We start from the raw sequence: 12156 nt of genomic DNA, 5'->3' as shown, positions 1-12156 counted from the left end.
CGGCTGGCGAAAGTCGGTCGAGAAGAGCTAATCGACCATCCTGCCGCGATGGAGAGAGCGCCTAGCTGCCGCTACCGGGCTCTATGAATGAGCGGCATGGTGAGCGAGCGAGACATTCGCGCAGCAAATCCACCGTGGTCTGAGCATATTCGTTTCTGGCTTTGCTGGCGAACAGGCCATAGTTCACGATCACTCTGCGTTCTGGCTCTGCAAAAGGACGTATAATTTTCATTGTCCTTTCGCTCATGCTCTCCGGTGTCAATAGCGCAACCCCAAGGCCGCTTTCGACCGCTGTCCGGATGACTCCGATATTGGAACTGGTTACCGCCACGCGATAGTCGCGGCCTGCATCGGCCAGAGCGTCGAAAATGATCCGGCGCCATGAGCATGGTTCAGCGTAGACAATGACATCCAGCGGTTGGTCAGGATCGAGATCGAAATCGATCGCACAGGCCCAATTCAATTCGACATCCCATGTGTGCAGCGGCTCTGCGTCGAAGGAGGAGCTCGCCCCGACGGCGATATCGAAGGCGCCATCTTTCCAGCGCGCGCCCAATATCGTCCCATCATCGACCGTGATGTCGAGATGGAGTTGCGGACAGATGCGCCTCAGCCGGCCCAGTGCCGCTGGAAGCGCCGCCAGGGCTACGTCCTCGGAAAGACCGATCCGGATTGTACCGGAGACCTTTCTCTCGTTGAGGCGCGCGGCTGCGGCTTCGCCGAGCGCGAGCAGGCGTTTGGCATAGCCCAGCAGCAGCTCACCCTCGGCGGTCGGTACAACGCCGCGTCCTGTTCGGCGCAGCAGTCGCTGACCCAGCGTATCCTCCAGGCGGCGAACTTGAGCACTGAGCGCAGACTGCTTGCGCCCGGCGCTTTCGGCGGCTCGACTGAGACTGCCATGCTGGCAGATGGAAACGAACATCCTAAGCGAAGCCGGGTCGAGCGCGTCTGATATCATGTGCAGGTTATCTCTGATACTTCTGCTATGATACTACTCGAATATCTCCTCCCTCGCTAAATGATCAATCGAACAGGGCGAAAGGAGATTTCCCATGAAGGCAGCGATCTATCACGAGGCGGGTCCTCCGGATGTCTTTCGCTATGAAGAAATCGCAGCCCCGGTCCCGGGCGACAATGACCTTCTGATCCGCGTCGAAGCGATCAGCATCGAAGGCGGTGACCTTGCCAACCGTCGTGACATTACCCCCGGGCTGAACGAGGTGCCCGGTTATGCCGCTGCGGGCGAAGTCATACAGGTCGGTGAGGCAGTTGAAGGCTTCTCGGTCGGGCAGAAAGTCGCGACCTTCGACTGACAAGGCTCACATGCAGAACTGCGAGTCGTGCCCGCGGCACAGAGCTTCCTCGTCCCTGAAGGGCTCGACATCAATGTAGCTTCGACGATCGTTGTTGGCCCCGGGACTGCGGCCTGGGCTTTAAAACTCGCCAGGCTCCAACCTGGCCAGACCGTGCTTATCGTTGGCGCTGCCGGTGGCGTTGGCCTTGCTTCAGTGCAGCTCGCCGCGCGGCTCGGTGCACGCGTCATCGGTACAGGTACTAGCAAGGAAAGCCTCGGCAAGCTCCGTGACTACGGCTTGAATGATGGAATCGTCGTGGGTGATGTGACGGCCAGCGAACAGATCCGGGACCTTTTGGGTGGTAACAAGGTCGATGTCATCATCGACAATGTCGGCGGCCCGGCACTGGTCGACGCGCTGAGCGTGCTAAAGGACGGCGGCGTCGCCATCCTGATCGGAGTGTTCGGCAATCGAAGCACACTGATCGACGCGGGGCGCATCCTGATGCGCCGGCAGACCATTATCGGTTGCCTGCTCGGCAACGAGATGGGCGAGGCAGAGCCACGCCGCGTTGTCACTGAGGTCTTCGAAATGGCCCGAGATGGAAAACTGATTGCCCCCATCGACGCAAGCTTCCATTTGTCCGATGCAGCGTCCGCCCACCGTCGTGCGGAAGAGCGCGGTCGAATAGGCAGGGTCATAATGACGGTATAAGCAGGGGTGTCACCAGTCCCAGTTACACAAACTCAAAGCATTGGGTTGCCGGGCGAGCGACGGCAACCCGTGGAGCGCCATGCGTGAGGTCACGCTCTAAGCCAATTCGGGCGCTGCCGTCACGCCGTTTGCGAGGGACCGCCACGCTTTCTGAACAGCAAGGCGATTACGAAACCTGCAGCAAAGCCGCCGACGTGGGCCATGTACGCGATGCCTCCGGTATCGGCCGTCTCGGTGTCCGCTACGGAGCCGACGCCGCTGAGGAGCTGCAGGACGATCCAGAAGCCGATGACGACCATCGCCGGCATCGAGATGACCTGGCGAATGACGAGCACGTCCACGCGCGATTTTGGGAACATCAGAATGTAGGCGCCGAGCACGCCTGCAATTGCGCCGGAGGCGCCGACGTTCGGGATGTTTGAGCCTTCATTGAAGACATATTGGGCGAACGTCGCGGCGATGCCGGCGGTCAAATAGAAGGCGAGGTATTTTACCGGGCCGAAGTTGTCCTCGACGTTATCGCCGAAGATATAGAGATAGAGCATGTTGCCGAAGAGGTGCATCCAGCCGCCATGCATGAACATGGCGGTGAAGATCGTCGGCCATTCCGTCGCCGGGCTTTGACTGAAGTGACTCGGAATGAACGCCCACTTCTCGACGAATTGGTCGCCGCTGCTCAGTTCGACCAAAAAGAAAAGGATGTTGGCCACTATCAGGGCGTACGTGACGACGGGAGTGGTGCCTACCGTCGAGTCGTCGTCGCCGATTGGAAACATGGCCGTCCCCTCAAGAAGCTGCGCCGTGCTCAACGCCGTTACTTGCCCGATCAGGCCGGGTGGAGTTTCCGTGCCGACATCAGATAATTGACGCCGGTATCGGAGTTTCGCGTCCACACGTCCTGCAGCGGATTGTACGTGATGCCTTCGAAGTGCGTGTCGGCCAAGCCGGCCGTCCTGACATATTGTCCGAGTTCTTCGGGCGTGATGAAGCGGTCCCATTGATGGGTGCCGCGCGGCAGCCAGCCGAGAACATATTCAGCGCCGACGATGGCGAGGGCCCAGGCCTTGAGCGTCCGGTTGAGTGTCGAGAAAACGGCGATGCCGCCGGGCGCGACCAAGGACACGCATTCGGCGACGAACTTCGCGGGGTCCGGAACGTGCTCGACGACTTCGAGGCATGCGACGATATCGAACAAGCGGCCCTCGGCGACGAGGTCTTCGACGCGGGCTACGCGATAATCGATTGTCAGGCCCTGCGGGTCGGCGTGCGACTTGGCGATTGCGATATTGCGTTCCGAGGGATCGATGGCGGTCACGGTTGCGCCCATGCGCACCAAGGGTTCGGCGACGAGGCCGCCGCCGCAGCCGATGTCGATCGCCGTCAGGCCGGACAGCGGCCTCAGGGCTTTGGCGTCGCGGCCGAACTGTGCGACGGCCGAATCGCGGATGAACGAGAGGCGCGGAGGGCCGATCTGGTGAAGTGGGCGGAACTTACCCGTGGGGTTCCACCATTCGCTCGCGAGGCGCGAAAAACGCTCAACCTCTTCGCTATCGAGCGTTCTGTCGCCGGCTCCAGATCTTGGGGCTCCAGATTGTTGCGGTGCGGTCATTATCCTCTCCGGTCTTAAGCCTTACTCGTGAGCCGGACGCTCGTATTGTCAAGCGATTGTCCAATTCAGCCGGGTTTTGGCCCGCCGGGCCCAGGGCAGTTGCAGGGGGGCGCGCGAGCGGTTAAGAAGCGCCGGACTCAATCCAAATCTCATTACGCGTTTGGCCCCCTATCAGGGTCCGAGCGGGTTTGCTCAGGGAAAGCGCTTCGCCGATGGCGACGGTAGTTATGAAATTTGGCGGTACCTCCGTCGCCAATATCGAACGGATTCAGAATGTCGCTCGCCACGTGAAGCGCGAGGTCGATGCCGGTAACAAGGTTGCCGTCGTCGTTTCGGCCATGTCGGGGGTGACGAACCAGCTCGTCGCCTGGGTCAAGGAAGCCTCCCCCCTTTACGATGCCCGGGAATACGACGCGGTCGTCGCAACCGGCGAGCAAGTGACGGCCGGCCTTCTCGCGATCACGCTTCAGGGCATGGGCCTCAGGGCGCGCTCGTGGACCGGCTGGCAAGTTCCGGTGAAGACGAATGCTGCGCACGGCTCGGCGCGCATCACCGAAATTCCGGGCGCTCAGATCAAAAAGGCCATCGAGGGCGGCGAAATCGCGGTCGTTACCGGCTTCCAGGGAATAGAGCCGCTCGAGAAGCGGATTTCGACGCTCGGGCGCGGCGGTTCCGATACGAGTGCCGTTGCGATTGCCGTCGCGCTCGAAGCCGACGTGTGCGACATCTATACCGACGTGGACGGCGTCTATACGACGGACCCGCGCATCGTTCCAAAGGCGAAGCGCCTCGCCAAGATCTCATATGAAGAAATGCTCGAGATGGCGTCGCTCGGATCGAAGGTCTTGCAAACCCGTTCCGTCGAACTGGCGATGGTCTACAAAGTCAGAACACGCGTTCTTTCGAGCTTTGTCGCGCCCGACGGCATGAAGGCCTTCAGCCCAGACAATATCGAAGATATCGGCACTATCGTATGCGATGAGGATGAGATCGTGGAACAGCAAGTCGTGAGCGGCATCGCCTACGCGAAGGACGAGGCCAAGGTTACCCTGCTTAAGGTCGACGATAAGCCGGGCGTCGCTGCACGGATTTTCGGGCCGCTCGCAGACGCGAACATCAACGTCGACATGATCGTCCAGAACGTCGGCGCCGACGGCAAACATACGGACATGACGTTTACCGTTCAGGCGGCCGAGCTTGCGCGCGCGATCGACGTTTTGAAGAAGGCCAAGGCCGATATCGGCCATTTCGACATCAAGAGCTCAGCCGACATCGTGAAAATTTCCGTCATCGGCGTCGGGATGCGTAGCCACGCAGGCGTTGCGGCGCAGATGTTCAAGGTGCTCTCGGAGAAGGGCATCAACATTCACGCCATTTCGACGTCCGAGATCAAAGTCAGTGTATTGATCGAAGCGGCGTATGCTGAGCTTGCCGTTCGCGCGTTGCATTCCGCCTACGGCCTCGACAACGATTAGACGGGCGCCCTTCCAAGCCCCGTCTCTTTGCGGATATGAAACAATCGGCGGCAGCAGTCTGCCGGCGGGACGGTTGGCAAGGTTATGATAACGCGGCGCGACGATCCGAGACCCCTACCGAGCGAAACCTCGCTCCGGGTGATCATGCGCCATTTGCGTGAGATCATGGCCGACGGGGGCGAGGGGCAGGAGAAGCTCGACCGTATTGTCCGCCAGATCGCCGGCGTCATGGTCGCCGAGGTCTGCTCGATCTATCTCAAGCGTCAGGACGGCTCCCTCGAGCTTTTCGCGTCGGAAGGCCTCAATCCCGATTCTGTCCATACAACCCGTCTGAAGCGCGGCGAGGGTCTGGTCGGGCGCGCGTCGGAGCTCGGCGTGACGGTGAACGAGCCGGAGGCTTCGAATCATCCGGCGTTCTCCTACAGGCCGGAGACGGGCGAGGAGATTTATCACTCCCTCCTCGCCGTGCCGATTTCGCGTTCGGGGCAAGTTCTCGGCGTGCTCGTCATTCAGAACCGGACGCCGAGGGAATATTCCGACGAGGACGTCGAGGTGCTGCAGGCGACCGCGATGGTGATCGCGGAGAACCTCGTTTCAGGCGCGGTCGCGGGCACTGTCGCGTCTATCGAAGCATCGCGTTCGCAGCCGGGTGTCATCGAAGGCGAGCCGCTGTCGGAGGGCATCGCGCTCGGCCATGTGGTGCTGCACGAGCCGCGCATCGTCGTCACGCAGCTGCTGGCGGAAAATCCCGCTATCGAACTCGAGCGTCTCGATCTGGCTCTCGACAAGCTGCAAAAACATATCGACGAAATGTTTGAGCAGGAGCACCTGTCGAACGTCGGCGAGCATCGCGATGTGCTCGAAGCCTATCGGATGTTCGCGCATGACAAGGGCTGGCATCGCCGTTTGCGCGAAGCTGTCGAAGGCGGCTTGACGGCAGAGGCAGCTGTCGAGCGCATTCAAAACGCCATGCGCACGCGCATGCTGCGCCAGCACGATACATACTGGCGGGAGCGCCAGCGCGATCTCGACGATCTCTCCGACCGGCTGCTGCGCGTCCTTGCCGGGCGTCTCAAGAGTTCCGAGGACGATGGCGGTCTTCCGCCCGATACGATCCTCGTTGCGCGGACGATGGGGCCGGCGGAGCTGCTCGATTACGATCGAAGCCGCCTGAGGGGTCTCGTCGTCGAAGATGGGTCGAGCCAGAGCCATGTCGCGGTCGTCGCGAAGGCGCTCGGGATTGCTGCGATCGGGCAGGCGACTGGCATAGTCGACAGGGTGTACGCCGGAGATGCCGCGATCGTCGATGCCGTCACGGGCGAAGTTCACCTTCGCCCGACGGCGGAACTCATTTCCGCATATTCCGACAAGGTGCGGTTCCGCGCGCGCCGGCAGAAGCGCTTTCAGTCGTTGCGCGACCGCCCGGCGATCACCAAGGACGGCGTTCCGATCGCCTTGATGATGAATGCCGGTCTTCTTGTCGACATGCCTCATCTCGATGAATCCGGTGCCGACGGGATCGGGCTCTATCGTACCGAGCTGCAGTTCATGCTGTCGGAGTCGTTTCCGCGCCTCGACCGGCAGACGCAGCTTTACCGTTCCGTTATCGACGAAGCGGGCGGCAAGCCCGTTGTCTTCCGCACGCTCGACGTCGGCGGCGACAAGGTTCTTCCGTACCTTCGTCAGCCGAAGGAAGAAAACCCGGCCATGGGCTGGCGCGCGATCCGAATGGCGCTCGACCGGCCTGAGCTTTTCCGGCTCCAGATCCGCGCGCTGCTCAAGGCGGCTGCGGGGCGCGAGCTTCGCGTGATGATCCCGATGGTGTCTGCGAGCTATGAGCTCGGGGCCATTCGGGCGCTGATCGAGCGGGAAAAGGCGTTTCTGACCGAGCACGGGCATCCGCTTCCCGAGACGGTGCTCGTCGGCGCGATGTTCGAAGTTCCGGCATTGCTGTTCGAGCTCGACGCGTTTCTGACGCGGGTCGATTTCGTGTCGGTCGGGTCCAACGATCTAATGCAGTTCCTGTTTGCTTCCGACCGTACCAATGCGCGCGTCGCGAGCCGCTTCGACGTGCTGGCGCCAGCGCCGCTCAGGGCACTCAGAACGCTCATCACGACAGCGCACAGCTACAACGTGCCGGTTACGCTGTGCGGCGAGATGGCGGGAAGTCCGCTCGAGGCGATGACGCTCATCGCGCTCGGCTTCCGGTCATTGTCGATGGCGCCGGCTTCCATCGGTCCGATCAAGTCGATGGTGCTGTCGCTCGATGCCGCCAAGGCGACGGCCTACACCGACGGACTTTTGAAAGAAGGTGCGAAAGACGTCCGCATGTCCTTGCTCCAATTCGCGGAAAAGGAGCGCGTAGCGATCGACGGTTAACGAACGCCGATCATTTTTGCGCTCAGGCTTTGACAAACAAGCATTTTTAGCCAAGAGTATGCTTAACGTTGGGGGCCGGCGCGTTATGCCGGAATGTTGTATGCGTCGTGGCTTTGAGCAGACCGTTCCGGTCGGGGGTTATGAATATGCGCGGCCGGTCACGGCGCGCATGGATTCGGCTCAGCATCAGCAAATCGCTGAAAGCCGCGCGCTCATCGGGCAATTCTTTATCGATCTCAGACGGGCATTGCGGCTGACGCTGCCGCAGGCGGCGGAGTATCTGCAGGTTCGCCCGGAGGTCATCGAAGCGCTCGAGACTGGCCACGTCGAATATTTGCCGGACTGGCCCGACACCTCGGCGATCGTCATGACGTATACGTCCATGGCCAGTATCAATGGGCGCCCGGCGCTCAATGCCATTGGCCAATTGATCTCATATCTCTCCAGTTTTGCGCCGGTTCAGAGCCTGCCCGCCGCCAGCGATTACCCGCCGGCTCACGTTCAGGCGCAGGCGTATTCACCGCCCCATGCGCAGGCGCAGCCGTTTCCGCGTTCGCAATCCTCTTTGCCGCGGTCCGAGCCCTGGCCGCGGTCCGAGTCACGCTCGCTACCGAGCAACCCTCCGAGGGACAGGCAGCCCGGCCGGCAAGGCAGCGTGCAGGCGGCGAACTTCATGCGTGCCGGTTCGGCGATTGCGAACGGCGCCAAGCGGCTGCCGCAAGAGGCGCTCGATCAATTCCGGCGACGGCCGCAGCGGGCCCTTTACGCCGTGTCGCTGCCGCTCGGCCTGATGCTGCTTATGTTGCATTCGTCTATTTTTGAAACCGTCTCTAAGCCGTTCGGGTCGGCCGTGCGCTGGGCCAGCAGCTATTTTCAGGAACATTACGGCCCCATCCGAGACGGCATGCGCTATATCGAGGTCGACGATCCCCGGTCGCGGCGGGGGGATAAATTGCGGATCGGCGGCGGTTCGTATTAGATACGCGCCGGCTGATGCGCGACCTTCGCGCTCAGAGCGCTCCGCGGCTCTTTCGCGGCCTGTCATCAAAGCCCACATCTAAGCCCCACCGGCGAAACCCATCGAACCCATGTCAGCACTGCCGCGCGATAAACTCGACCGTCTTTCCGAACGCTGGATGGCTATTCAGGATCAGCTGAACCACGGCGTCTCGCAAGCCGACTACGTGAAGTTGACCAAGGAATTCTCGGAGCTGAGCCCCGTCGTGGCGCAGATCGACGCCTTGCGCAAAGCGGAAGCGGAGAACAAAGACCTCGAACAGCTCATTCGCGATCCAAGCGCCGACAAGGACATGGTCGATCTCGCCTATGCGGAGCGCGCGAGCCTCTCGGAGCGCATCACGGGGCTCGAGCAGCTTCTTCGTATCGCGCTACTTCCCAAGGATGCCGCCGACGAGAAAAGCGCGATACTCGAAGTCCGGGCGGGAACAGGCGGCGACGAGGCCGCGCTTTTTGCGGCGGATCTGTTCCGCATGTACACACGCTATGCCGACCTCAAGGGCTGGAAGACGGAGATCATTTCCGCGTCTGAGAACGATCTCGGCGGCTACAAGGAAATCATCGCCTCGATCACGGGGCAGGGCGTGTTTGCGCGGCTCAAGTTCGAATCCGGCGTACACAGGGTGCAGCGGGTTCCGGCGACGGAAGCGAGCGGGCGCATTCATACATCGGCTGCGACGGTCGCGATCATGCCGGAAGCGGAAGAACTCGACGTCGACATCAAGCCGGAAGACATCCGCATCGATACGATGCGGGCAGGCGGCGCGGGCGGTCAGCACGTCAACAAAACGGAAAGCGCCGTCCGCATGACGCATTTGCCGACCGGGATCGTCGTCGTGTCGGCGGAAAAATCGCAGCATCAGAATCGCCGCCTGGCCATGGCCGTTCTCAAAGCGCGCGTTTACGAACTCGAACGCGAGAAGGCTGCAAACGAGCGTTCCGACGCACGCAAATCGCAGGTCGGCTCGGGCGATCGTTCGCAGCGGATCAGGACGTATAATTTTCCGCAGGGCCGTGTCACAGATCATCGCATCAACCTGACGCTCTACAATCTCGATGAGATCATTACGGGCGGCGGTCTCGATAGCTTGATCGACGCGCTCGTGACCGATCATCAGGCGACGATGCTCGCGGAACTGAGCGCGGCGTAACATGCCGGTATCGCGTGCTCAGGATTTGCCTCACGTGCAACTTCGGCCAGAGCAGACCGTCTCGGATGCTTTGGCGGCAATGACGCGGGCGTTCACCGAGGAAGGGCTCGAAAGCCCGCAACGCGACGCGCGTTTTCTGCTGCAGGGATTGCTTGGGATCGATGGCGCGCAGCTGCTTTCGGTATCTTCGCGGACGCTCGGAACTGCGGCCGAGATCATCAGCGACAGCGTCAATCGCCGGCTTGCGCACGAGCCTGTTTCGCGGATTCTCGGGCGGCGCGAATTCTATGGCCGGATGTTCACCGTGACGCCGGACGTTCTCGACCCGAGGCCCGATACCGAGGCCGTCATAGATCTCGCCCTCGACGTCATAAGGTCGAGCGGGCTTTCGGGGCGGCCGCTTAGGATTGCCGACATCGGTACGGGTTCGGGCATTCTCATTTCGACGCTCCTGGCCGAACTTCCGGGCGCGACCGGGGTGGCGACCGATGTCAGTTTGGCCGCACTCGAAGTCGCCAACGGAAATGCCGATAGATTGGGCGTTGCCGGCCGAATCGCCTTCGTTGCGACATCTGGTCTCTCCGGCTGTGAGGGCCCATTCGACCTTCTCGTCTCAAACCCTCCCTATATAAGTGGGGAAGAGATTGCCGGCCTCGAGCGAGAAGTGAAGGATTTCGATCCGCTTCTGGCTTTGGATGGCGGGGCGGACGGGTTGGACGTTTACCGTGAGATCGCCCGTAATGCCTTGGAATTGCAGTGCCCGCTGAGGCTCATTCTCGAGGTAGGCTCGACCCAAGCGGATGCTGTGGAAAGCCTGTTCAAGGCAGTCGGCGCGCGGCCCATCGGCCGGCGCCTTGATCTCGGCGGACATACCCGAGCTGTTGCAATGGAGATACATCTCTAACCTAACCGATCATTTCTATTTGCGGAAACGCGTTTCCGAGGTAATATCGGCAGTGAAGAGTTTGATCGGATGCGCCCGGAGCTGACGTGCCGCTGAAGCGGCGATAAACCCGGCCTTCCCATCTCAGATCATCAGCGCAAACTTTCTCGGACGTCTTGGTCCGTTGAGTGTCGAGCGTCGAGCTTCTTTTCTCGGCGCGTGTGCTGACAAAAGCTCCTTTGAGGACGGCTCTAGTATCTTTTGCAGGGTTGATGAACGGGATTACTGCGATTTTGCCCAAGGCAGTGGGGCAAGAGCCGGGACTGAGGTCCGTGGGGCAGTGGTGGCTTTAGAATCGATTTATTGAATTGGATCGGAGGATCCATGGCGCCGCATAACGATCAGCGAGCGCCGGTGGCAACGTATCAACAAGCATGAACGGGAGCCCATGAGGCAAGGTCAACAGAACCGTCGCGGTCGCGGTCGAAACAACAACAACAATAATAATAACAATAACCGCAAATCGCAAAATCCCCTGATGCGCAGTTTCGAGAGCTCGGGGCCCGATGTGAAAATCCGCGGCACGCCCTCGCACATCGCCGAGAAGTACATAACGCTGGCGCGCGACGCGTTGTCGTCGGGCGATCCGGTGCTGGCTGAGAATTACCTGCAGCACGCGGAACACTACAATCGCATCATCCTCAGCTATCGCGAACAGATGGCGCAGCAGGGCGGCGTTGACCCCATGGGTAACGGGGCCGCTCGTACGCATTCGCTCGCCGGGCCTGAGGGTTCGGACGGCGATGAGTTTGGTGACGAGGACGGCGACGAGTTCGGCGGTCAGCCGCAGCTTGGTGGCCAAGCTGGCCAGCAGCCCGATCCGCAGCAGCCGCCGTTCCCGCAGCAGCCGCGCAACTTCGACAATCAGAACCGCTACGAAAACCGCCAGCCGCGAAACGAGCGCTTCAACAACAATCGCAATGACAATCGTAACGATCGGGGCGACCAACAGCGGTACGACCGGAACGATCGCAACGACAATCGAAACGACCGGCAAGATTTCCGCGGCGACAACCGCTACCGCGACGACCGGCGTCCGCATGGCGGCGAAGGCAATCACAATCAGGGCGAGGGCGGTTTCCGTCGCCGTGAACGTTATCAGGGCCCGAACGGCAACTCCAACGGCGGCGATCGCGAAGGCGCCAATGGTTTCCCGCAGCCAGTCGTTGGCGCGCCGCAGCCTGTCGCTGAGCGCGCAGAACGTCCCGAGCGTGCAGAGCGCCCAGAGCGAGCCGAACGTCCTGAGCGAGCTGAACGTCCAGAGCGAGCCGAGCGTCCGGAACGGGTAGAACGTGCCGAACGTCCTGAACGTCCTGAACGTCCGGAACGGGCAGAGCGTCCTGAGCGCGCCGAACGTCCCGAACGAGCAGAGCGTCCGGCGCCAGCGGCCGCTCCGGCCTCCATCGAGCAGGAACAACCGGCATTCCTTCGCCGTCCAGTTCGCCGTCCGCGCCGTGAGGAGCCCGCCGAGGCTCCGGTTGCGCCGCCGACCGCTGCGAACGCGAACGAAGACCAGGAATAAACGCGATCATCAGCGCGTACATTTTTTCGCCGGTCACGGTCTCCGTGGCCG

11 protein-coding genes are annotated in these 12156 nt (G+C 61.3%); 8 read left to right on the top strand and 3 right to left on the bottom strand.

Annotated features, from left to right (window positions below; genetic code table 11):
- Positions 1-61: 61 nt before the first annotated feature.
- A complete protein-coding gene (locus tag AC1DK3_RS14365; protein WP_477192946.1) occupies positions 62-922 on the bottom strand; it encodes a LysR family transcriptional regulator in 861 nt (286 codons plus the stop codon).
- Positions 923-1052: 130 nt separating this feature from the next.
- On the opposite strand from AC1DK3_RS14365, the gene AC1DK3_RS14360 reads away from it, so the two are divergent.
- Both AC1DK3_RS14360 and AC1DK3_RS14355 read left to right on the top strand, forming a co-directional pair.
- Positions 1053-1313 (top strand): alcohol dehydrogenase catalytic domain-containing protein, encoded by a 261-nt coding sequence (locus tag AC1DK3_RS14360; protein ID WP_477192945.1) that lies wholly within the window; start codon positions 1053-1055, stop codon positions 1311-1313.
- 27 nt (positions 1314-1340) lie between these two features.
- Positions 1341-2009: a quinone oxidoreductase family protein gene (locus AC1DK3_RS14355; protein ID WP_477192944.1), complete on the top strand. Its 669-nt coding sequence runs from the start codon at positions 1341-1343 to the stop codon at positions 2007-2009.
- A gap of 119 nt (positions 2010-2128) precedes the next feature.
- Here AC1DK3_RS14355 and AC1DK3_RS14350 read toward each other — a convergent pair whose 3' ends face one another.
- Positions 2129-2785: a rhomboid family intramembrane serine protease gene (locus AC1DK3_RS14350; RefSeq protein WP_477192943.1), complete on the bottom strand. Its 657-nt coding sequence runs from the start codon at positions 2783-2785 to the stop codon at positions 2129-2131.
- 50 nt (positions 2786-2835) lie between these two features.
- Positions 2836-3618 (bottom strand): bifunctional 2-polyprenyl-6-hydroxyphenol methylase/3-demethylubiquinol 3-O-methyltransferase UbiG, encoded by a 783-nt coding sequence (ubiG, locus tag AC1DK3_RS14345; RefSeq protein ID WP_477192942.1) that lies wholly within the window; start codon positions 3616-3618, stop codon positions 2836-2838.
- 212 nt (positions 3619-3830) lie between these two features.
- Between ubiG and AC1DK3_RS14340 the strand changes: the two genes are divergently transcribed.
- The 6 genes from AC1DK3_RS14340 to AC1DK3_RS14315 all read left to right on the top strand — a co-directional run bounded on the left by AC1DK3_RS14340 (position 3831) and on the right by AC1DK3_RS14315 (position 12105).
- Entirely contained in the window at positions 3831-5093 is a 1263-nt protein-coding gene (locus AC1DK3_RS14340; protein WP_477192941.1) for an aspartate kinase, read from the top strand.
- Between the two features lie 84 nt (positions 5094-5177).
- Positions 5178-7472 (top strand): phosphoenolpyruvate--protein phosphotransferase, encoded by a 2295-nt coding sequence (gene ptsP, locus AC1DK3_RS14335; protein WP_477192940.1) that lies wholly within the window; start codon positions 5178-5180, stop codon positions 7470-7472.
- Positions 7473-7572: 100 nt separating this feature from the next.
- Entirely contained in the window at positions 7573-8451 is an 879-nt protein-coding gene (locus AC1DK3_RS14330) for a helix-turn-helix domain-containing protein (protein WP_477192939.1), read from the top strand.
- A gap of 109 nt (positions 8452-8560) precedes the next feature.
- Positions 8561-9640, top strand: coding sequence for a peptide chain release factor 1 (prfA, locus tag AC1DK3_RS14325; RefSeq protein ID WP_477192938.1), 1080 nt, complete (start codon positions 8561-8563; stop codon positions 9638-9640).
- A gap of 34 nt (positions 9641-9674) precedes the next feature.
- The gene (prmC, locus tag AC1DK3_RS14320; protein ID WP_477192937.1) at positions 9675-10544 is read left to right on the top strand and encodes a peptide chain release factor N(5)-glutamine methyltransferase; all 870 of its coding nucleotides are present in this window, start codon (positions 9675-9677) and stop codon (positions 10542-10544) included.
- Between the two features lie 427 nt (positions 10545-10971).
- Positions 10972-12105 (top strand): DUF4167 domain-containing protein, encoded by a 1134-nt coding sequence (locus AC1DK3_RS14315; protein WP_477192936.1) that lies wholly within the window; start codon positions 10972-10974, stop codon positions 12103-12105.
- The last annotated feature ends 51 nt before the right edge of the window (positions 12106-12156 follow it).

Source organism: Hyphomicrobium sp. 01T421 (assembly GCF_056398805.1).
This window is presented reverse-complemented; position numbering and strand designations above follow the sequence as displayed.

Excerpts from the sequence above, each read along its gene's own strand:
- AC1DK3_RS14340 (WP_477192941.1), top strand. The coding sequence starts at position 3,831 with ATGGCGACGGTAGTTATGAAATTTGGCGGTACCTCCGTCGCCAATATC.
- AC1DK3_RS14315 (WP_477192936.1), top strand. The coding sequence starts at position 10,972 with ATGAGGCAAGGTCAACAGAACCGTCGCGGTCGCGGTCGAAACAACAAC.
- AC1DK3_RS14350 (WP_477192943.1), bottom strand. The coding sequence starts at position 2,785 with ATGTTTCCAATCGGCGACGACGACTCGACGGTAGGCACCACTCCCGTC.
- AC1DK3_RS14365 (WP_477192946.1), bottom strand. The coding sequence starts at position 922 with ATGTTCGTTTCCATCTGCCAGCATGGCAGTCTCAGTCGAGCCGCCGAA.
- prfA (WP_477192938.1), top strand. The coding sequence starts at position 8,561 with ATGTCAGCACTGCCGCGCGATAAACTCGACCGTCTTTCCGAACGCTGG.
- AC1DK3_RS14330 (WP_477192939.1), top strand. The coding sequence starts at position 7,573 with ATGCGTCGTGGCTTTGAGCAGACCGTTCCGGTCGGGGGTTATGAATAT.
- ubiG (WP_477192942.1), bottom strand. The coding sequence starts at position 3,618 with ATGACCGCACCGCAACAATCTGGAGCCCCAAGATCTGGAGCCGGCGAC.
- AC1DK3_RS14360 (WP_477192945.1), top strand. The coding sequence starts at position 1,053 with ATGAAGGCAGCGATCTATCACGAGGCGGGTCCTCCGGATGTCTTTCGC.
- ptsP (WP_477192940.1), top strand. The coding sequence starts at position 5,178 with ATGATAACGCGGCGCGACGATCCGAGACCCCTACCGAGCGAAACCTCG.